General features: G+C 75.6%; 24 protein-coding genes. 14 read left to right on the top strand and 10 right to left on the bottom strand.

Annotated elements, in window-relative coordinates; genetic code table 11:
- Positions 1-63: 63 nt before the first annotated feature.
- From AB0637_RS11400 to AB0637_RS11390, 3 genes are read right to left on the bottom strand one after another with little or no spacing between them, the layout of a single operon-like run.
- Positions 64-984, bottom strand: coding sequence for an aminoglycoside phosphotransferase family protein (locus AB0637_RS11400; RefSeq protein ID WP_366172268.1), 921 nt, complete (start codon positions 982-984; stop codon positions 64-66).
- Complete coding sequence (locus tag AB0637_RS11395) at positions 981-1,742, bottom strand: AAA family ATPase (RefSeq protein WP_366172267.1); 762 nt, start codon at positions 1,740-1,742, stop codon at positions 981-983. The genes AB0637_RS11400 and AB0637_RS11395 overlap by 4 nt, the downstream gene beginning before the upstream one ends.
- Positions 1,727-2,092 carry a VOC family protein gene (locus AB0637_RS11390; RefSeq protein ID WP_366172266.1) on the bottom strand — a complete coding sequence of 122 codons (366 nt, stop codon included), beginning with the start codon at positions 2,090-2,092 and terminating at the stop codon, positions 1,727-1,729. The genes AB0637_RS11395 and AB0637_RS11390 overlap by 16 nt, the downstream gene beginning before the upstream one ends.
- Positions 2,093-2,206: 114 nt before the next feature.
- Between AB0637_RS11390 and AB0637_RS11385 the strand changes: the two genes are divergently transcribed.
- Genes AB0637_RS11385 through AB0637_RS11370 form a run of 4 tightly spaced genes read left to right on the top strand, consistent with a single transcriptional unit; the run spans position 2,207 to position 4,383 of the window.
- Positions 2,207-2,692 carry a sigma-70 family RNA polymerase sigma factor gene (locus AB0637_RS11385; RefSeq protein ID WP_366172265.1) on the top strand — a complete coding sequence of 162 codons (486 nt, stop codon included), beginning with the start codon at positions 2,207-2,209 and terminating at the stop codon, positions 2,690-2,692.
- Positions 2,692-3,282, top strand: coding sequence for a methylated-DNA--[protein]-cysteine S-methyltransferase (locus AB0637_RS11380; protein WP_366172264.1), 591 nt, complete (start codon positions 2,692-2,694; stop codon positions 3,280-3,282). Before AB0637_RS11385 ends, AB0637_RS11380 begins: the two co-directional genes overlap by 1 nt.
- Positions 3,279-3,821 carry a DUF1697 domain-containing protein gene (locus AB0637_RS11375; RefSeq protein ID WP_366172263.1) on the top strand — a complete coding sequence of 181 codons (543 nt, stop codon included), beginning with the start codon at positions 3,279-3,281 and terminating at the stop codon, positions 3,819-3,821. The genes AB0637_RS11380 and AB0637_RS11375 overlap by 4 nt, the downstream gene beginning before the upstream one ends.
- 1 nt (position 3,822) lies before the next feature.
- Entirely contained in the window at positions 3,823-4,383 is a 561-nt protein-coding gene (locus AB0637_RS11370) for a DUF6328 family protein (RefSeq protein WP_366172262.1), read from the top strand.
- Here the strand turns inward: AB0637_RS11370 and AB0637_RS11365 are convergent.
- On the bottom strand, positions 4,335-5,351 hold the full coding sequence (locus tag AB0637_RS11365) for an ABC transporter substrate-binding protein (RefSeq protein ID WP_366172261.1): 1,017 nt from the start codon (positions 5,349-5,351) through the stop codon (positions 4,335-4,337). The genes AB0637_RS11370 and AB0637_RS11365 overlap by 49 nt on opposite strands.
- Before the next feature lie 209 nt (positions 5,352-5,560).
- Between AB0637_RS11365 and AB0637_RS11360 the strand changes: the two genes are divergently transcribed.
- On the top strand, positions 5,561-6,760 hold the full coding sequence (locus tag AB0637_RS11360; protein ID WP_366172260.1) for a DegT/DnrJ/EryC1/StrS family aminotransferase: 1,200 nt from the start codon (positions 5,561-5,563) through the stop codon (positions 6,758-6,760).
- Between the two features lie 22 nt (positions 6,761-6,782).
- On the opposite strand, the gene AB0637_RS11355 is transcribed toward AB0637_RS11360, so the two are convergent.
- From AB0637_RS11355 to AB0637_RS11335, 5 genes are all read right to left on the bottom strand, one after another.
- Positions 6,783-7,874 carry a glycosyltransferase gene (locus AB0637_RS11355; protein ID WP_366172259.1) on the bottom strand — a complete coding sequence of 364 codons (1,092 nt, stop codon included), beginning with the start codon at positions 7,872-7,874 and terminating at the stop codon, positions 6,783-6,785.
- Positions 7,875-7,948: 74 nt separating this feature from the next.
- Entirely contained in the window at positions 7,949-9,799 is a 1,851-nt protein-coding gene (locus tag AB0637_RS11350; protein WP_366172258.1) for a thiamine pyrophosphate-requiring protein, read from the bottom strand.
- Between the two features lie 67 nt (positions 9,800-9,866).
- On the bottom strand, positions 9,867-10,190 hold the full coding sequence (locus AB0637_RS11345; RefSeq protein WP_366172257.1) for a YtxH domain-containing protein: 324 nt from the start codon (positions 10,188-10,190) through the stop codon (positions 9,867-9,869).
- A gap of 84 nt (positions 10,191-10,274) precedes the next feature.
- Positions 10,275-11,435, bottom strand: coding sequence for an aminotransferase class V-fold PLP-dependent enzyme (locus AB0637_RS11340; RefSeq protein WP_366172256.1), 1,161 nt, complete (start codon positions 11,433-11,435; stop codon positions 10,275-10,277).
- A gap of 33 nt (positions 11,436-11,468) precedes the next feature.
- Positions 11,469-11,708 (bottom strand): hypothetical protein, encoded by a 240-nt coding sequence (locus tag AB0637_RS11335; protein ID WP_366172255.1) that lies wholly within the window; start codon positions 11,706-11,708, stop codon positions 11,469-11,471.
- Positions 11,709-11,841: 133 nt separating this feature from the next.
- Here AB0637_RS11335 and AB0637_RS11330 point away from each other — a divergent pair, with 133 nt between their 5' ends.
- The 9 genes from AB0637_RS11330 (at position 11,842) to AB0637_RS11290 (ending at position 18,833) form a co-directional block, all read left to right on the top strand.
- On the top strand, positions 11,842-12,567 hold the full coding sequence (locus AB0637_RS11330; RefSeq protein ID WP_366172254.1) for a metal-dependent transcriptional regulator: 726 nt from the start codon (positions 11,842-11,844) through the stop codon (positions 12,565-12,567).
- Complete coding sequence (locus AB0637_RS11325) at positions 12,564-13,493, top strand: ribokinase (protein WP_366172253.1); 930 nt, start codon at positions 12,564-12,566, stop codon at positions 13,491-13,493. Before AB0637_RS11330 ends, AB0637_RS11325 begins: the two co-directional genes overlap by 4 nt.
- Positions 13,490-14,491 carry a Gfo/Idh/MocA family oxidoreductase gene (locus AB0637_RS11320; protein ID WP_366172251.1) on the top strand — a complete coding sequence of 334 codons (1,002 nt, stop codon included), beginning with the start codon at positions 13,490-13,492 and terminating at the stop codon, positions 14,489-14,491. The genes AB0637_RS11325 and AB0637_RS11320 overlap by 4 nt, the downstream gene beginning before the upstream one ends.
- Positions 14,492-14,501: 10 nt before the next feature.
- Positions 14,502-14,939, top strand: a complete 438-nt coding sequence (locus tag AB0637_RS11315) for a nitroreductase family deazaflavin-dependent oxidoreductase (protein ID WP_366172250.1) — start codon at positions 14,502-14,504, stop codon at positions 14,937-14,939.
- Positions 14,940-15,109: 170 nt separating this feature from the next.
- Entirely contained in the window at positions 15,110-15,532 is a 423-nt protein-coding gene (locus tag AB0637_RS11310; protein ID WP_366172249.1) for a hypothetical protein, read from the top strand.
- A gap of 49 nt (positions 15,533-15,581) precedes the next feature.
- Positions 15,582-16,256, top strand: coding sequence for a histidine phosphatase family protein (locus tag AB0637_RS11305; RefSeq protein ID WP_366172248.1), 675 nt, complete (start codon positions 15,582-15,584; stop codon positions 16,254-16,256).
- Positions 16,257-16,901, top strand: coding sequence for a nucleoside/nucleotide kinase family protein (locus tag AB0637_RS11300; protein ID WP_366172247.1), 645 nt, complete (start codon positions 16,257-16,259; stop codon positions 16,899-16,901). It begins immediately after the preceding gene.
- A gap of 101 nt (positions 16,902-17,002) precedes the next feature.
- Complete coding sequence (locus tag AB0637_RS11295) at positions 17,003-17,407, top strand: hypothetical protein (RefSeq protein ID WP_366172246.1); 405 nt, start codon at positions 17,003-17,005, stop codon at positions 17,405-17,407.
- Between the two features lie 25 nt (positions 17,408-17,432).
- On the top strand, positions 17,433-18,833 hold the full coding sequence (locus AB0637_RS11290; protein WP_366172245.1) for a threonine/serine exporter family protein: 1,401 nt from the start codon (positions 17,433-17,435) through the stop codon (positions 18,831-18,833).
- Here AB0637_RS11290 and AB0637_RS11285 read toward each other — a convergent pair.
- On the bottom strand, positions 18,817-19,782 hold the full coding sequence (locus AB0637_RS11285; RefSeq protein WP_366172244.1) for an MsnO8 family LLM class oxidoreductase: 966 nt from the start codon (positions 19,780-19,782) through the stop codon (positions 18,817-18,819). The genes AB0637_RS11290 and AB0637_RS11285 overlap by 17 nt on opposite strands.
- Positions 19,783-19,808: the final 26 nt, after the last annotated feature.

Genomic DNA, 19,808 nt, shown 5'->3' with positions numbered 1-19,808 from the left:
GGACCGAAGGCCCCCACGCCCCCGCGTGGGGGCCTTCCGTTCGTCCGGGGTCACGGGTTCGGGTCACAGGTCCGGCAGCAGCCGCCGCGCCGACTCCAGCAGCGGACCGGCGAGGTCGTCGGCCCCGAGCGCCCGGGCGTACGTGCCGGTGCTGACGCGTTCGAGGAACGCGAACTCCCACACGGCCTGCGGGTCGGTGCCGGTCCGGGCCGCCGCGCTGGCGCACCAGCCGCGCAGCAGCTCGGCGGGGCGGGGGTGGGCCAGCAGTTCGGCGGACCAGTCGCGCAGCGCGACCCCCACGTCGTAGGCGGGGTCGCCGGTGAACCCGTCGGGATCGACGAAGGCCGCGCCCTCGGGGCGCTGCGGTGCGAGCAACGCGTGCGGCGCAGCCGCGTCGCCGTGCAGGAGGCGCGCCCGCTCCGGGACGAACGCGCGCGAGCGCCGGTCCGCGCACTCGAGCGCCGCGCCGGTGACGTCGTCGGGAGCGCCGTCGAGCAGGTCCAGCACGAAGCGCGTGAGCCCCGCGGCCTCGTCGACGGGCGGACCGTGCGGCGGCAGCCGCCACACCCGCGGCAGGAGCGCCGTGAGCACGGCGAGCTGCTCGTCGGCCGTCCGCCCCGACGCGGCCAGCGACGGGCCGAGGCGTTCCAGCAGCAGGTCGTCCCCGTCGTGGGCCAGGACCCGGACGAACCCGCCCCCGTCCTCGGTCCGGGCAGCGGTGAGCAGGGTCCGGGTCGTCAGCGCGTTCCCCGGGTCCGGGACGGGCAGCTTGAGCACCGCCGGTGTGCCGTCGGCCCGGACGACCTCGTGGACGACGGCGGCCGTCCCGCCCGCCAGGGGCGCCCCGAGGGCGAGGGCCCAGCGCCGGGTGAGTTCCCCGGTGCGGCGGGGGAGGTCGTCCAGCCACGCCGGCCCGTCCGCGGCGCGCAGGGCCCGGGCGCGGACGACGGGGGTGACGACGGGAGTTCCTCCAGGGGTGGTCACGGCACGTCCCCGAGGTAGCGCTCGGGGGCATCGAGGAAGAACCGCCAGTCGTGCACGAGCCGGAGGTCCTCCCACGTGGTCGGGGTCAGACCCCGCTCGTCGACCTCGAGGATCCGGGCGCCGGGCAGGGCCGTCAGCACCGGGGAGTGGGTGGCGCAGACGACCTGCTTGCCCCGTGCGGCCAGGTCGGCGAGGGCCCGCGCGGCGACGAGGCAGTTCTCGAACGAGAGGGCGGACTCCGGTTCGTCGAGGAGGACGACGGCGGCGCGGGCGACGTACTGGCCGGTGAGGAGGTCGAGGAACCCCTCCCCGTGGCTGCGGTAGTGGTACTGGTACCCGACCTTGTTCACCGCCTCGCGGTCGGACTCCTCGAGGTAGTCGTAGAACCGGTGCATCGTCTCGGCGCGCAGGAAGAACGTCTCGCGTCGCCCGCCCGGCCCCCGCACGACCTGCAGCCGGTCCGCCAGCGTGGAGCGGTCGGTCCGGCGGCCGCGGTCCGGGCCGGCGTGGTGGTCGCCGGTGCCCCCTTCGACGTGCGCCCCCAACGCTCCGGCCATCGCCTCGACCAGCGTGGACTTGCCGGCTCCGTTGGCGCCGACGAGGAAGGTCACGCCGGCCGGCAGGTCGAGCCCGGTCGTCAGCAGCCGGCGGACCGCGGGGACGCGGTCGGGCCAGGCCTGCGGGTCCAGCACCGTCCCGGGCCGGGGGACGAACCCGCGGACGGGACGGGCCCGGGCCGGGTTCAGCCCTCCAGGCACAGGCAGAACGGGTGCCCCGACGGGTCGGCGTAGACCCGCCAGGACGGGTGCTCGGCGTCGTCCTCGAGGAGGCGGCCGCCGAGGGCCAGGACCTGCGGTTCGGTGCTCGCGTAGTCGGCGACGTGCAGGTCGACGTGGGCCTGCTGCGGGACGGCACCGGTGGGCCACGTCGGGGGCACGTGGTCGGGCGCCAGCTGGAAGGACAGCCGCACCCCGCCCCCGCTGATCGTGACCCACTCGTCGTCGGAGGAGTCCTCGACCTCCCAGCCCAGGAGGGTCCCGTAGAAGGCGGCCAGGCCGCGGGGGTCGGGGGTGTCGAGGGCGACGGTGCCGAAGCGGACGGAGCTCATGGGCCGAGCCTGGCCCGCCACGTGCCAGGCTGTCCACGCCCTTGCGGGACGCCGGTCGCAGGGCCGACCTCACATCCGGGGTGCGCGGTGCGTTGGTGGGGTGTGGGAGCAGCGGTGGAACCCTTCGAGCGGGTCGTCGAGCAGCACGGGGAGACCGTGCTGCGGGTGTGCCGCGCCCTCCTGGGCGAGCACGCGGCCGAGGACGCCTGGTCGGAGACGTTCCTGGCCGCGTTGACGGCCTACCCGCGGTTGCGGCCCGGCAGCGACGTGCGGGGATGGCTCGTGACCATCGCGCACCGCAAGGCCGTCGACGTGCTGCGGGCCCGGGCGCGCGGGGCGGTGCCCGTCGCGGACCCGCCGGAACCGGCCACGTCGGGGGAGCACCCCGGCGACGGCCGGTCGCAGCAACGGGACCAGGTGTGGCGCGCCGTGGCGGCCCTGCCCCCCAAGCAGCGCCAGTGCGTGGCCTACCACCACGTGGGCGGGCTGCCCTACGACGAGGTCGCCGCCCTCGTGGGCGGTACGCCCGCCGCCGCGCGTCGCGCCGCGGCCGACGGCATCGCCGCGTTGCGGCGCACCTGGACGGAGGAGGAGTTCTGATGAGCCTGGTGGAGGCGCACCTCACGACGCGGCTGCGGGAGCGGTTGGCGCAGCGGGCGGCCGAGGCGGGGGTGCTCGACGTGGCCTACCGCACGGTCGACTCACCGCTGGGGTCGCTGCTCGTCGCCGCGACGACGGCCGGGGTGGTCCGGGTGGCCTTCGAGCAGCAGGGGCACGACGCGGCCGTGGAGGAACTCGCGCAGCGCATCAGCCCGCGGGTCCTGCGGGCTCCGGCCCGGCTCGACCCGCTGGCCCGGGAGCTGGAGGAGTACTTCGCGGGCCGGCGGCACGTGTTCGACGTGCCCGTCGACCTCAGCCTGGCCCCGGGCGGGCTCCGCCGCTCGGTGCTGGACGCCCTGCCGCACATCGGTTTCGGGCTGCGCATCAGCTACGCCGAGCTGGCGGCGGCGGTCGGCAGCCCCCGGGCGGTCCGCGCGGTCGGCACGGCGTGCGCCCGCAACCCGGTGCCGTTGGTGCTGCCCTGCCACCGCGTGGTGCGGTCCGACGGCAGCACCGGTCAGTACGCCGGCGGGGCCGAGGCGAAGGGCCGGTTGCTGGAGCTGGAACGCCGCGACAAGGTGGGGGCGTGAAGTGGGTCGTCCTCCTGCGCGGGGTGAACGTGGGCGGGGTCACCGTCCGGTCGGCACCCCTGTCGGCCTGCCTGCAGGAGGCCGGGTTCACGGGGGTGCGTTCGGTGCTGGCCAGCGGCAACGTCGTCCTGGAGGCGCAGGACGGTTCGGCCCGGGACGTCCAGGTCCGCGCCGAGGCCGCGTTGCGCGCGACCTTCGGGTACGACGCGTGGGTCGTCGTCCTCACGCTGCAGCGCCTCGCCCAGGTCGCGGCGGCCTACCCCTTCGTCCGTGACGACGAGCGGTTCCACCCCTACGTCGTGTTCACCTCCGACCCCGACCGGCTCGCGGCCCTGGCCGGCGAGCACACCCCGGACGACGACGAGGAGGGGGAGGAGGTGGCCCTGGCGGGTGACGTCCTGTACTGGCGCTGCCCCAAGGGGTCCAGCACGGACACCCCGTTCGCCCGGCGCGCCGCGGCCGCGCGGTGGAAGCCCCACCTCACGACGCGCAACCTGCGCACGGTCGTCCGGTTGCTCGCCGTCGCGGGCGGGGCGTGACGTGACGACGGGGGCGCAGGACCCGGAGGACCCCTACCGCGGGTTGCGGCGGGAGACGCCCACGGAGCGGCTGGACCGGAACTGGGTGGAACTCCTGCAGGAACTCCGCGTCGTGCAGACCGGGGTGCAGCTGCTGACGGGTTTCCTCCTGACGCTGCCGTTCCAGTCCCGGTTCGAGGACCTCGACCGCTACCAGGAGTCGGTCTACCTCGTGGTCCTGCTGCTGGCGGTGACGGCCGTCGTGCTGTTCATCGCCCCGGTCGGCTACCACCGGGCGTTGTTCCAGCAGCGGTCCAAGGCGCAGCTGGTGCGGGCCGGGTCGGCGTTCGCCAAGGCCGGACTGGCCACCGTCGGGCTCGTCGTGTCCGGCGGTGTGTCCCTCGTCGTCGACGTCGTGGGCGGCCGCGTCGCCGGCTGGGTGGCCGGCGGTGCGGTGGCCGCCCTCGTCCTCGTCTGCTGGTACGTGTTGCCGCGCAGGACGTTGGCGGTCGTGCTCCGGGACCGTGCGGCGGCTCAGGACAGCGCGGACGCGAGTTCCGGCACGAGCCGCGAGACGCCGTAGGGCACCGACAGGACGCTGTTGTAGGTCATGGCGCCCCGCACGTCGAGCTCGGGCAGCACGAGGCCGCCCCGGCGCACGACGGGCAGGTCGGCGAGGACCCGGTCCGCCTGCACCGCCGGTCGCGTCGTGTCGTCGGTGAGCACGACGAGGACGTCGGCCTCGAGGAGGTCGAGCCGTTCGGCGGAGACGTCGATGAAGAAGCTCGCACCCGTGTCCAGCGCGGCGATCGCCGGCGGCAGGGTGAACCCGAGGTCGCGCAGGAAGGCGCCGCGGGCGTCCCGGGGCGAGAACACGCCGTACCTGCCCTCGTAGGGCAGGGCGACGACACCGGTGCGGCCGCCGAACTCGGGGTGGGCGGCGACGGCGTCGGTGAACGCGGCGTCGGCGGCGTCGGTCAGTCTCCGTCCCTCCTCCTCCCGGCCGAGGGCCCGCGCGACGGTGAGGGTGGAGGCGGTGCGGTCGGCGGCGTAGGGGACGGACCCCGCCGGTCGGGCCAGGACGGGGGCCACGGCGGAGAGCTGTTCGTAGCGCGCCTCGTCGATGCCCGAGACGAGGGCCAGGACGAGGTCGGGCCGCACGGCGGCGACCTGTTCGACGCTCGCCTCGGAGTCGGAGGAGAGCTTCACCAGGTCACCGGTGAGCAGGTCGGCGGCCCACGGACCGAGTCCCTGCCGGGGGTAGAAGCTGAACCCCGTGTTCGTCAGGGGCTGCACCCCGAGGGCGAGCAGCGGGTCGGCGTCGGTGACCCCGAGGACGGCCACCCGCCGGGCCGGCGCGTCCAGGACGGTCTCGCCGAAGACGTGCTCGTACCGGAACGGGAACCCCGCCGTCTCGGCCCCGGTGCCCGCCTCGGCCCCCGCGTCCAGCTCCGACTCCTGGGCCGCGCCGCACGCGGCGAGACCGGACGTGCCCGCGAGGCCGAGCACGGAGGCGGACAGGAGGTGACGGCGGGTGAGGCGCGTGGGCATGGAAGAGAGCTTAGCCTCACCTCACTTACAGTCCGAACGGCGGGTTCCGGTCGACACAGCGTTCCTGTGGGTGACGCACTGCAGCGCAGCGCTTCCGGTGCTCCGGAAGGGGGATCCGAGAACGGGTTCCAGGTGTTAGCTTCCAGGCGTCCCGGGGGGTCGGGACGACGGGGGCGGCCGCGTTCGGCCGTCGTGGAGGGGGAACGACGATGGCACCGGCGCCGACCACGCTGCAGACCGCGCAGCACACCGCGCAGCACACCGCGCAGCACACCGGGGGGACCACGGAAAAGGTGCCGGTGTACCGGCCCTACCTCGGTCCCGAGGTCCAGCAGGCCGCCCAGGACGCGCTCGCGGCCGGCTGGCTGGGGATGGGCCCGCTGAGCAAGAAGTTCGAGGAGGCGATCGAGGAACGGCTCGGTCTCACCGACCGCCGCGTGGTCTCGACGAACTCCTGCACCGAGGCCCTGCACATCGCCGCGCGCCTCATCGGCCTCGGCCCGGGCGACGAGGTCATCGCCCCGTCGTTCACCTACGTCGCCGGGCACCAGGCCTTCAGCCGCACCGGCGCGGACGTCGTGTTCGCCGACGTGGACCGCGAACTGCTCACGCTGGACCCGGCCCGGGTCGCCGAACTCGTCACCGACCGCACCCGCGCGATCCTCGTCGTGGACTACCTCGGGATCCCCGCCCGCGTCGACGAGCTGCGCGAACTCGCCGACCGGCACGGCCTGCGCATCATCGAGGACGCCGCCCACGCCTTCGGCTCCAGCAGCGGTGGCCGCCCCGTCGGGTCCTTCGGGGACATCACGTGCTTCAGCTTCGGCCCGGTGAAGACCATCACGACCCTCGAGGGCGGCGCCGTCGTCACACCCGACCCGGCCGACGTCCAGGTCCTGCGCGAACTGCGCCACCTCGGCATCGACTCCGACACCGACGCCCGCTACCGCAACCAGCGGAACTGGGACTTCGACGTCGTCCGGCAGGGGTACCGCTGCCACCTGGGGTCCGTGCCGTCGGCCATCGGCCTGGCCCAGATGCCGCTGCTCGACGAGATCGTCGCCAATCGGCAGGACTACTGCCGCTACTACGACGACGCCCTGCGGCCGCTGGACGGGCTGCTGTCCTTCCCCACCGACTGGGAGGGGGTCGCGCCCTACCTCTACGTCACGCGGGTCCTCGGCGGGCGCCGCCAGGAACTCGTCGACCACCTCGCGCGGCGGGGGATCGCGACGGGCGTCCACTACTACGGGCCCCACGGCTACTCGTTCTACGCGGGCAACCGGCGGGGCGACCTCAGCGTCACCGAGGAGGCCTCCGAGCAGGTGCTCACCCTGCCCCTGCACCCGTACATGGAGAAGGAGACGCTGGACCGGGTCGTCGACGGGGTCCGGTCCTTCTTCGGCTGATTCCGGCTGACTCCGGCCGACCTCAGCGGAAGGCGTTGAGGGCGTCCACCCACGCCTGCGCCATGGGGCCCCGGTCGAACGCGCGCACGTGCTCCAGACCCCGCGCCGCCAGCTCCCGCAGCGGACCGGGGTCCTGCAGGTGGGCGCGCAGGGCGTCGGCGAGCGCGTCGACGTCCTCGACGGGGACCAGCCGCCCGGCGCGGCCGCCGTCGAGCGCGACGCGGACCCCCTCGGCGCAGTCGGCCGCCACGACGGGGACGCCGAGGGCGAGGGCCTCGAGCAGCGCCAGCGGCAGTCCCTCGTGCCGCGACGGCAGGGCGAACAGGTCGGCGGCGGCCACGGTCGGCAGCAGCGGGACGTCGGCGCCGGCGAACTCCACCGACCCGGTGACCCCGAGCTCCGCGGCGAGCTGCTGCAGCCCAGCCCGTTCCGGGCCGTCGTTGAGGACCAGGACCCGGTGCGGGTGGTCCGCCACGACGCGGGCGTGGGCGCGCAGCAGCAGGTCGTACCCCTTCTGCGGGGCGAGCCGGCCCGTCGCCACGACGACCGGGACCGTGCGTGGGGCCGGGTCACCCGTGAGCAGCCCGGCCCCGGACCGCGCGGCGTTGCGGATGGCCTCCAGGTCGACACCGTTGCGCACGACGCGGATGCGGTCGGCCGGCAACCCGTTGCGCACCAGCGGGTCCACCAACGCCGCCGCCACGGCCAGGGCCCCGTCGGCGTGCCGGTGGACGAACCGGGTCAGCCCGTGCAGGCGCCGTGGCACCCACTCCTGCAGGGCCTCGTCGAGGTCGGCGTGCACCGCCACGACGAACGGCCGACGACCCAACCGCGCGGCGAGGAACCCGACGAGCACGCCGGGGCCGATCTCGGACGCCGTCACCACGATGTCGGCTCCCCGGGCCCGGGCCACCAGGTGCGGCAGACCCCGCAGGACCCCCTCGCGCAACCGACCCGTCCGGGGGGCCAGCCGCTCGACGACCGTGCCGGCCGGTGGCGTGCGCTCACCCGGCGTGCTGCTGAGGACCAGCAGCCGCGCCCCCGCGTCCGCCCACCGGCGGGCCAGGTCCACGGTGATGCTCACGGCGCCGTTGCTGCGCAGCGAGTCGGCCACGAAGAGGACGCGGGGGGTGGACAGGGGGACCTCCGGGCGTCGGGAGCGCCGGGTGCCCCCGGCTCCCGCCGAGACTAGTCCGGCCGCCGCACGCGCTCCCGCACCGCGCGGGCCGCGGCCCCCACGGTCTCGCGCACGCCCTCCACGACGATCTCGCGCGCCGACTCACGGTCCGCGGCGTCGCCGCTCAGCCCCGCCGCGAGCGTCGCCTTGGCCGTCCCGAGGACCTGCTCGAGGCTCACGTGCGGCGGGATCATCGGCACGTTCGGGTCGACGACCGCGTCGAGGACGAAGGGGCGGTCGGCGGCCATCGCGGCGGTGAGGACGTCGTCGAGACCCTCGGGCCCTTCGACGCGACGGCCCGCGAGGCCGAGCAGTTCCGCCCACCCGGCGTAGGGGACGTCCGGGACGTCCATCGCCGCGTCGAACGGCACCTCGCCCTGCATCGCCCGCGCCTCCCAGGCGACGAACGACAACTGCCGGTTGTTCATCACCACGACGACGAACCGCGGGTCAGCCCACGTCCGCCAGCGCTGGGCGACGGTGACGAGTTCGGACAGCCCGTTCATCTGCATCGCCCCGTCGCCGAGCAGCGCGAGGACCGGGCGGTCGGGGTGGGCCTGCTTGGCGGCGATGGCGTACGGCAGCCCTCCGCCCATCGACAGCAACGTGCCGGACAGCGACGCCGTCATGCCGGGCCGCAGGTCGAGGTCGCGGGCGAACCAGCTCGTGACGGTCCCGCAGTCGACGGCGACCTGGTGGTCGTCGGCGAGGCGGTCGGACAACCCGCGGACGAGGAGTTCGGGGTTCAAGGGTTTCGCCTCGGCCCGCGCGCGTTCGACCCCCCACGCGTCCCAGGCGTGGTTCCACCGCGCGATGTCCTCGCGCCAGGAGGGGTCGGGGTCGGCGCCCTCCAGCAGCGGCAGCAGGGCGGCGAGGGTCTCCCGGGCGTCGCCGACGAGGTTCACCTCGGTGGGGTAGCGCATCCCGCACCGCGTGCCGTCGACGTCGATCTGGACGGCGCGGGCCTGCCCCGGGGCGGGGTAGTACTCCGAGTACGGCATCGTCGTGCCGACCATGAGGAGCACGTCGCACTGCCGCATGAGGTCGTAGCTGGGACGGGTGCCGAGGAGCCCGATGGCACCCGTCACCCAGTCGAGGCGGTCGTCGAGGACGGCCTTGCCCAGCAGGGCCTTGGCGACCCCGGCCCCGAGCCGGTCCGCGACGGCCGTGAGTTCCGGGGTCGCGCCCAGGGCGCCCGCGCCGGCGAGGATCGCGACCTTCTTCCCGGACCGCAGCACCTCCGCGGCCTGGGCGAGCGCCTCGGCCCGGGGGGTTCCCGGCAGCGAACCGCGTACGGCGGAGGTGTGGCTGAACCCGTGGCCCTCGGGGACGTCGAGGACGGCGTCGAGGTCCTGGACGTCGCTGGGCAGGACGACCGCGGTGACGGTCCGCCGTTCCAGCGCCGTGCGGGCGGCGCGGTCGACGACGTGCTGCACCTGGCTGGGGGAGGTCACCTGGAACACGAAGTCGCCGGCCACGTCGCTGTAGAGCCGGACGAGGTCGAGTTCCTGGTAGTAGCCCGTCCCCAGCGCGTTCGTCGCGGTCTGGCCCACGAGGGCCACGACCGGGACGTGGTCGAGCTTGGCGTCGTAGAGGCCGTTGAGCAGGTGCACGGCGCCGGGGCCGGAGGTGGCGACGGCGACCCCCAGCGGGGAACCGCCGTACTTCACGTCGGCCGTCGCGGCGAAACCCGCGGTCTCCTCGTGCCGGACCTGGACGAACTCGGCGTCCCCGGCAGCCACGGCCCGGCCGATGGCCGAGACGACACCGCCGATGCCGTCGCCGGGGTAGCCGTAGAACCGGCGGGCGCCCCACGCCCCCAGACGCGAGACGACGTGGTCACCGACGGTGGGAGAACTCATGTCCCCACCCTCGGTGCCACGTCGCCGGTGCGCACCCGCTGGTGCTGTGCTGGTCAGTCGGTGCCCGTCAGTCGGTGGGCATCCGGGTGTGGTGCTGGTCGCCGAGCGCCGACCCGCTGCCGGCGCCGTTCGACCCGCCGGAGAACCGGTCCTTCACCGAGCCGGCCACCGACCCCGCGGCCGCGCCGACCTTCTCCTGCGCGACGGACCCGGCCTGACGGGCCAGGTCACCCGCCTTGTCCTCCAGGTCGACCACGCGGGACTGGACCTTCGGGTTGCCCCACAGCCGGCTCACCGAACTGCTGATCTGCTCGTAGCGCTCCCGGCCGGCGCGCGCCCCGAGCACGTACCCGGCCCCCGCCGCCGCCAGCAGCAGAACCTTTCCCACCATGGACTTCCTCCTCCGCGTACGACTTCCGGACCGTCTTCTAGTCAACCTTGGCAGGGTCGACCACCGCCCGCCCGCCGGGAACGGTCAGGAACGTCCCAGCAGGGCGGTCACCAGGGCGTCGACGTCATCGGCCGTGGTGTCGAGGTGGCCGCTGACGCGCAGCGCGGGCGCCGTCATCTCCAGCGGGGCGCGTTCGGTGCCGAGGGCGGTGGTGACGATCCCGTCGGTCGCGATGAGGTCGGCGCGCAGACCGGGCACGTCGAGGGCCTGCAGCGGGCGCAGCGTCACGGTCGCGCTGGGTTCGTCGAGGGGTTCGAGGACCTCCCACGACCCCGCGAGGCCGTCGGCCAGCCGGCGACGGACGGCCGACCCCACGGCCGCCAGGCCCGCGTGGACGGCCGCCGGCCCGAGGTCGACGTGCTCGGCCAGGGCCGCCGCGAACCCGACGCGGCCCGCGACGGTCGCCTCGGCCTGCTCCAGCGGCCCGCAGCGGTCGGCCAGCGGCCCGCGGACGGCGACGAAACCGACTCCCCGGGGCCCGGCGAGCCACTTGCGGGACGTGCCGTAGACGACGTCGGCCTCCCGGGCCGGGGTGGTGTCGAGGTGCCCGAAGGCCTGCGCGGCGTCGACGACGACGGGCAGACCCGCTGCACGGCAGACGGACACGACGTCCGCGAGCGGCTGGACGGTGCCCGCGTGCGACCCGAGCCAGGTGAGGTGCACGAGGTCCGGCCGCTCACCCGCCCCGGCCAGACCCCGGGCGACCGCGTCCGGGTCCCAGCGGTGCGGGACGTCCAGGACGAGGGTGCCGATGCCGAGCCCGGCCAGGACGCCGAGGTTCGGGCCGTACTCACCGCGGGGGTGGGCCACCGCGACGGGCAGGTCGCCCGGCCAGCGCAGCAGGACCTGCCGCAGCGCGTCCTCGGCGCTGTGGACGAAGGCCACGACCCCCTCGCCGGGCTGCCAGCCGAGCAGGGTCCGGACGTGCTCGCGGGCGCGGTCCAGGACCGGGGCCGCCTCCAGCGCCGCGACGTAGGCGCCCCGGGTGGCCTCGGCGCGCAGGTGCGTCGTCACGGCGTCGAGCACGGCCCAGCTGCTGCGGCCCGCCGCGGCGGAGTCGAGGTGTCGCAGTGCCCGCGGCGGCCGACCGCGGCGCCAGGCGGGTCCCAGGTCGGGGGTCAGGTCGGGGGTCAGATCGGGGGCCAGGTCGGCGGTCTGGGCACGAGTCGGGTCAGGCGCGGTCACCGGGCGATCGTGGCACCACCACGGGGGAGGGGGTCAGCCCGCGGTGCGGGCACGACCGGCGGGCCGGGTCCCGCGGACACGGCCGAGCCGCCACCACGCGGCCGCCCACCACACGACGGCGACGACCACGGCGAGGGCGGCGGTGCTCCAGCGCGCCTCCGCTCCGGCGAAGCCCGCGACGACGAGGAGGGCCAGGCCCACGAGGACGTCGCCCGCCGAGACGACCGCGTCCCGGCCCGTGTCCCGGCCCGTGGTGCGAGCACTGCGCTGCACGTCGTCTCCCGTGGTCGTCCAACACCCCTGTCCGTTCGACTGTAACCCCGAGTTCGGTGCACCGAAACCCCGGAGGGTCGGGTGCTCCGGTGCGCCCCGGACCGGTGTCGGACCGAGGTGGCAAGCTGTGGCCGTGCCCCGCGCCTCGTCGACCTCCGCGCCGGCGGCCACCCCGGCCGCGGAGGACTGCCTCAAGACCGTCTACGCCGCCGGGGAGTGGTCCGACGCCAAGATCACGCTGTCGATGCTGGCGCAGAGCATGGGCGTGTCCGCCTCCACGGCCTCCGAGGCCGTCCGCAAGCTCACCGACGCGGGGCTGCTGCGCCACGAGCGGTACGGCGGGGTCGAGCTGACCGACGCCGGCCGCACCCGCGCGCTCGCCGTCGTCCGCCGGCACCGCCTGCTCGAGACGTTCCTCGTCGCCGACCTCGGCTACTCCTGGGACGAGGTGCACGAGGAGGCCGAGGTGCTCGAGCACGTCGTCTCCGACCGGATGCTCGACCGCCTCGACGCACGGCTCGGGCACCCCGAGCGCGACCCGCACGGCGATCCCATCCCGCGCCCCGACGGCACCGTGCCCCAGCCGGGGGCGCACAACCTCTCCGACGTCCCCGAGGGCGGCGTCGGCGTCGTGGCGCGCATCTCCGACGCCGACCCCGACGTCCTGCGCTACTTCGCCGACCTCGGCATCGGGCTGGACCTGCGGCTGGAGGTCCTGCAGCGCCGGGAGTTCGCCGGCACCACCGTCGTGCGGCTGGGCGCCGAACGCACCGTCGACCTCGGTGACCCCGCGGTGGCCGCCATCTGGGTCCTGCCCGTGCGCGGCGACGCGGGGGACCACGGGGAGGTGGGGGCGTGAGCATCACGTACGACAGTCACGGCAACCCGCACGCCGAGAAGACGCGCGACGTCACCGTGGTCGGCAGCGTCAACGCCGACCTCGCCATCCGGCTGGCCGAGCTCCCGCCCGCGGGGCAGACCGTGCGCGGTGCCGACGCCGAGCGGGGTCTGGGCGGCAAGGGCGCCAACCAGGCCGTCGCGGCCGCCCGGCTCGGGCGCAGCGTGACCATGGTGGGGGCCGTCGGGGACGACGCCGAGGGCCGTGGGCTGCGTGAGGCGCTGGCCGCGGAGGGTGTCGACGTCCAGCACGTCGCCGAGCTCGACGTCCCCACCGGGGTGGCCGTGGTCCTCGTCCACTCCGGGGAGTCGACCATCGTCCTGAGCCCCGGCGCCAACGACCACGTCGACGACGCCCGCGTGCGGGCGGCCGCCGAGGCGGTGAGCTCGGCGCGCGTCGTCCTGCTGCAGTGCGAGGTCCCGGACGCCGCGCTGCTCGCGGCCGCCGAGCTGTGCACCGGGCTGCTCGTCCTCAACCCCGCCCCCGCGCGCCCGCTGCCCCCGCAGCTGCTGACCCGCGCCGACTTGCTGGTCCCCAACGCGGGGGAGCTCGCCGTGCTCGCGGGCGGGGAGGTGGCGACCGACGTCGACGGGCTGGTGGCGCAGGCGCGCGCGGTGCGGCCCACGGGCACGACGATCGTCACGCGCGGCGAACGCGGTTCCCTCGTCGTCACCCCCGGCGGGCACGCCGAGGTCGCCGCGACCCCGGCCGACCTCGTCGACGCGACGGCCGCGGGGGACAGCTACGTGGCGGCGCTCGCCGACGGCCTGCTCGACGGGCTGGGCCTGCTCGAGGCCGCGCAGTGGGCGGCCCGGGTGGCCGCCGTGACCGTGAGCCGGGCCGGGGCCTCGCAGTCCCTGCCGCACAAGGAGGAGGTGCCGCAGTGACCGTGGGCTGGGGGTTCGTCGGGACGGGTGGCATCGCCCGCGACGTGGCGCAGGCGCTGGACCTCGCGCCGGCGGGTCGGCTCGCCGCCGTCGCATCGCGCGACGCCGAGCGGGCGCGACGCTTCGTGCCCGAGGGGCGCACCGACGTCGGCGCGTACGGCTCGGTGGAGGAGATGCTGGCGGACCCGGGGGTCGACGCCGTCTACGTCGCGACGACCCACCCGCAGCACCACGCCCCCGCGAAGGCCACGCTGCTGGCGGGCAAGGCCGTCCTCGTCGAGAAGCCGCTGACCGTGAGCCTGGCCGCGACCCGGGACCTGCTCGACACCGCCCGCGAGCGCGGGGTCTTCCTCATGGAGGCCTACTGGACGCGCTTCCTGCCGGGCACCGTGGCGCTCCTGGACCTCATCGGGCGCGGCGAGGTCGGTGACGTGCACGGCCTGCACGCCGACTTCGGCTTCCCCGCCCCGCCGTCCCTGACGCGGTTCCACGACCCGGCCATCGGTGGCGGGTCGCTCTTCGACCTCGGGCCCTACCCGGTGGGGCTGGCCCTCACCCTCTTCGGGACGCCCTCGACCGTGCGGGTCGCGGGGTCGCTCACCCCGTCGGGGGTCGACCGGCAGGTCGCGCTGGCCCTCGGCTGGGACTCCGGGGCGGCCGCGGCCGTCTCGACGACGATGGTGGCGCGCACGCCGTCCCGCGCCTGGATCGAGGCGAGCGAGGGCTGGATCGAGGTCGGCTCGCCGTTGCCGGCGGCGCCCCGGTTCACCGTCCACCGCACCGGCCCGGACGGGACCGAGCACGTCACCGAGCACGACCACGTCGTCGCCCACGGCCACCGGTTCATGCTCGAGCACGTCCACGAGTGCCTGGTCGGCGGGCTGACGAGCAGCCCGCTCGTGACGCCGCAGTTCTCCCTCGACCTCGCGACGGTGTTCGAGGCGGCCGTCGACGAGCTGGGGATCACCCGCGCGGCGGAGCTCGGGACGGCGAACTAGCCTGCGGGCCATGCCCTTGACCGGAGAGTACGAGCCCAGCCCCGAGGCGTGGGTCCGCGAACAGGTGGAGCAGTACGAGGGGAGCGGGGGGACGGAGGGGACCGACATGCGTGGCATGCCCGTCGTCGTCCTCACGACCCTCGGTGCGAAGTCCGGGAAGCTGCGCAAGCAGCCCCTCATGCGCGTCGAGCACGACGGCGCCTACGCGGCCGTGGCCTCGCTCGGCGGCGCCCCCAGGAACCCCGTCTGGTACCACAACGTGAAGGCCCACCCGTTGGTCGAGCTGCAGGACGGGCCCGTGAAGAAGGACTACACGGCCCGTGAGGTCACGGGTGAGGAGAAGGCGCAGTGGTGGGAGCGCGCCGTCGCCGCCTACCCGGACTACGCCGACTACCAGCGCAAGACCGACCGGGAGATCCCCGTCTTCGTGCTCGAGCCCGTGGGCTGAGGACGGGGCTGAGGACGGGGGCTGCAGGCCCCTGACCTGCGAGGACGCAGCTCACCCGGACGGCCGTTGGGCCGTCCGGGTGACTTGTCCTCAGATCATGGTCGCTCCTGCCGGACACTGGGAGTCACACAGGGAACACTCTGGGCAACTCCACGGAGACAGGACAGGAGATGACGATGCGACTCGGAACGGTGACCTCGGCCCCGGCGGTCCGCACCGCCTCCCGGCTGGACGGCATGAGCGGCACGGACGCGGTGACCCCGGTCCGCCGCATCACGCCCGAGTGGATCGACGAGGACCCCCTCGACGAGCTCACGCAGTCCGACCGGGCACTGCTCGGCCACCTCTACGGCGCCGGGGACCCCTCCCAGGACGTCGGCTCCGCGCCCGTGGCCTCCCTGGCCCGCGAGATCAACCGCGAACGCGCCAGCGGCATGGTGTCGGACCAGCGCGACCTGACGGCCGAGGACCTGCGCCGCATGATCGGCCGGCTCACCTTCACCGCGAAGGAACCCGTGCCCGTCGAGGTGCAGCTGCGGCTCATGACGATGCTCAACGGCTCGACGCAGGGCCGCCTGGACGTCGTGCTCTGAGCCGTCGTGCCCTGAGCCGTCGTGGGAAGCGGTCTGGGATCGTGGCGGCGTGCGACTCCTCCTCGTCCGTCACGGCCAGACCCGCTCCAACGTCGAGCACCTGCTCGACACCGCCGTCCCCGGCGCCGACCTCAGCGACCTCGGACGCGAGCAGGCCGCCGCGCTCGTACCCGCCCTGGGCGCCCTCGGCATCGGGGCGCTGACCGCCTCCACCCTCGTGCGCACCCAGCAGACGGCGGCGCCCCTGGCCGCCCACCTCGGCCTCGAGGTCGCCGTCGCCGACGGGCTGCGCGAGATCGAGGCCGGGGACCTGGAGATGCGCGGGGACGAGGCCTCCGTCCGGCGCTACCTCGACGTCGTCGCGGCCTGGCTGCACGGGGACCTGTCCGCCGCCGAACCGGGCGCGGAGGACGGGCACGCCTTCTTCGCCCGCTACGACGCGGCCGTCGCCGACGCCCTGGCCGCGGCCCGCGCCGCCGGCGTCGACACGCTCGTCCTCGTCAGCCACGGCGCCGCCATCCGCACCTGGGCCGGGTCGCGCGTGCTCAACGTCTCCGCGGACTTCGTCATCACCACCGGCCTGGAGAACACCGGCGTCGTCGAGCTCGTCGGGTCCCCCGAGGACGGCTGGACCTGCGAGCGGTGGGCCGGGGCCGTCGTGGACCCCGGGCAGGCCGACGCGGCCGGTGCCGGTCCCGCCGCCGAACCCGGGTCGGTGTTCTGAGTGCGAGCCCCCGGGCTGCCCGTGACCTCACCGCCCTACGACGCGTTGCTCGACCGGGCCCGCGCCCTCACCACCGGACCCCGGCGCGTCCTGGGCCTGGTCGGTCCGCCTGGTGCGGGCAAGTCGACGCTGGCCGACCGCCTCGTGGGCGACCTCGGCCCGGAGCTGGCCGTCGTCGTCCCCATGGACGGCTTCCACTACGCCAACCGCGTCCTGGACGCCCTCGGCCGTCGGGACCGCAAGGGTGCCCCGGACACGTTCGACGCGTGCGGGTTCGTCGCGCTCCTGCGACGGCTGCGGGGCGGGGCGGAGGACGTGGTGCACGCCCCGGAGTTCCGCCGCGACCTCGACGAGTCCGTCGGCTCGGCGCTGCCCGTGCCGCGGGACGTCCCGCTGGTCGTCACCGAAGGCAACTACCTCCTCCTGCGTGAGGGGCCGTGGGCCGCGCTGGAGGCGCTGCTGGACGAGACCTGGTACGTGGACCCGGTGCAGGACCGGCGGCACGACCGGCTCGTCGCGAGGCACGAGGCCTTCGGCCTGGCCCCGACCGCGGCGCGCGCCTGGGTCCTGGGCAGCGACGAGGCGAACGCCGCCGTCGTCGCGGCGAGCCGGCACCGCGCCGACCTGGTGGTCGACCCCGGGTGAGGAGGTTCTGAGGAGAGCCCTCCGGAGTGCAACCGCCGGGGCGCCGCGTGCGTCCACCTCCCGAACGCGCACGACGAGCCTGACCACGGGAGGTCGGAACCATGAACCGCCGCACCACGCTCACCCTGACCGCCCTCACCGCCCCCGCGCTGGCCCTCGTCCTGGCCGGCTCCAGCGCCTCCGCCAGCACGACCGGCCCCACCGGCAGCGCCGCCGACTCCGCCACCCCCGCGGTCGCCCGCGCCGTCGCGGCGAGCCCGCTGGTGGCCGGTGTCCCCGCCGGGTCCTTCACGGTCACCGACGTCCGCGTCGCCGGGGACTGGGCCGCCGCGGACCTCGCGCCGACCGACCCGACCGCCCTCGACCCCGCCACCGCCGTGCTGCAGCGCGTGGCGGGCGGCACGACGGCCGGCTCGGGGTGGAAGGTCGTCGACCTCGGCACCGCCGGCGTCGGCTGCGACACCGTCCCGGTCGCCGACCGGGGGGCCCTCGCCCTCAGCTGCTGACGCAGCGCTTCGATAGCGTCACCGCGTGGCGCTGCGGACGGCATTCTCGACGGCTCGCTGGCGGAGCCGGCTCGCGGAGATCGTCGCGGGGGAGACACCGTCGCCCGAACCCGTCGTCGAGGGGGGCCTGACCCAGGTCGAGGCCCTCGACGCCCTCGACGCCGTCGCCCGCATGGCCGAGGCCCTGTTGTCCGCGGGCGCCTCGGCCGCCGACGTCACCGCGCTCTCGCTCCGGGCGGCCGCGGGGGCCGGCCTGCGGCACACCCAGGTCGACATCAACTACACCGCCGTCATCGTCTCGACGGCGGGTGCCGACCGCGTCCCGCTCACCTCCGCCCGCGTCGTCAAGGTGCGGGCCAGCGACTACTCGCGGCTCGGCGCGCTCTACGCCCTGGCCCACGAGGCCGGCGAGGGGCTGCCCGCCGCGGAGATCAACACCCGGCTCAAGCGGCTGCTGTCCCAGCGCCGGCCGTACCGACCGTGGATCTCCGCCGCCGGGACGGTAGGCCTCGCGGCCGCCGTCGCCGTCACCATCGGCGGCACGTGGGCCGTCGCCGTCTGCGCCGCGTTCGTCACCTGCGTCCTGCAGGTCGTGCTGTCCTCGCTGAACCGCCGCGGTCTTCCGGCCTTCTTCCAGCAGTTCGCCGGCGCGGCCATCGCGACGGCCTTCGCCCTCGCCCTGCTCGTGTCCGGTCCGCACCTGCCCGACTGGCTCGGGCGGCTGCCGCCCTCCCTCGTCGTCGGGTCCGGCATCGTCGTCCTGCTGGCCGGGCTCTCGCTCGTCGGGTCCGCGGAGGACGCGATCTCGGGCTTCTACGTCACCGCCGGCGCCCGTGCCTTCGAGACGGTCCTGCTGACGACGGGGCTCGTCCTCGGCATCGCCGCCGTCCTGGACCTTGGACAGCGGGCCGGGATCGGCCTCAGCCTCACGTTCTCCGACGGGGAGTCCTACCCGCTCGCCGTCCAGGTCGCCGCGGGTGCCGTCGCCGCCTTCACCTGGGCGGTCTCGGGGTACGCGGGGCTGCGGGCGGTCCTGCTCGCCGGGCTCGCCGGGGCCACCGCCGTCTTCGCCGCGGGGGTGGCGACGACGCTCGGCACCGGCCCGGTCGCGGCCGCCGGTCTCGCCGCCCTGCTCGTCGGCCTGCTCGCCGAGGGGACGGCCTGGCGCTGGGGCGTGCCGGGGCTCGTCGTCTCCGTCTGCGGCATCGTCCCGCTGCTGCCCGGTCTGACCATCTACCGCGCGATCTTCTCCATCGTCGGCGGCGGCACGTCGACGGGACTGGCCCAGCTCGTGACGGCGTTCGGGACGGCGCTCGCGCTCGCCGCCGGGGTCACGCTGGGCGAGTTCTGCTCCCAGCCCCTGCGCCGGGAGTTCGACCGCATCGAGAAGCGCGTGCGGCGCCGCTCGCTCAACCGGCAGTTCTGAGGTCGGCCACCAGCTCGGCGAGCCGCGCGTCGTTGGCCGCCTCGACGTCGCGCGCATGCGGGGTCGCGGCCAGCAGCAGCTCGTCGGCGCCGGTGCGGTCCAGCAGGTCCTGCAGCCGCCGCCGCACCTGCCCCGCGCTCCCGGCCACGGCGTCGGCCAGGTAGCGGTCGACGTCGACGCGTTCGCGGTCGGTCAGGTCCGCGGCGGCCGCCGCGGCCGGGGTGGGGAGGGGACCGAACGCGCCGCGGCTGCGGGCCCGGGCGAGGGCCACGGCCTGCGGCAGCAGCTCCCGGCGCGCCGCCGACTCGTCCTCGGCGACCACCACGTCGACCAGCAGGCTCACGCGGCCCCCGGGGTGCTCGTCGCGGTAGCGCCGCAGCGGCTCGGGGTCGCGCAGCAACCGGCCGCCCACGACGACCGGCAGCCCCAGCCGCGCCGCCGTCCGCAACCCCTCACCCGTGGCCAGCAGCCAGACCGGCGGTGCGGGCACGAGCGGGCGCAGGGTCACCGGACCCCGGCCGTGCAGCCAGTCGAGCAGCTCGGCGAGGCGCTCGTCCGCGTCGGCGCTCGCGTGCGCACCGAGCGCCCGGCGGACCGGGGCGGTGAAGCCCAGCGACCGGCCGACCCCGACCTCGACGCGCCCGGGGTGCAGCGCCGCCAGCGTCGCCACCTGCTCCGCGACGACGAACGGGCGGTGGTTGGGGAGCATGACCCCGGCCGTCCCGACCCGCACCCGGGTGGTGGCCGCGGCGACGGCGGCGAGCAGGACGGTCGGCGCCGACCCGACGACGCCCGGCACGGCGTGGTGCTCGGCGACCCAGAACCCGTCGGCGCCGAGGTCCTCGGCCCGCCGCGCCCTGCCCAGGGTGGCCCGCAGGGCGTCCGCGTCGTCCTGCCCGGTCCGCGTGCGGGAGCGGTCCAGGAAGGACAGCGCGGGAGCGGTCGGCACCGGGCCAGCACACCACGGGGACCGCG

The sequence above is a fragment of the Kineococcus sp. NPDC059986 genome (assembly GCF_040702905.1).
Lineage (GTDB): Bacteria > Actinomycetota > Actinomycetes > Actinomycetales > Kineococcaceae > Kineococcus.
Note: the sequence above shows the minus strand (reverse complement) of the source record. Positions and strands in the feature narration are given on the sequence as shown.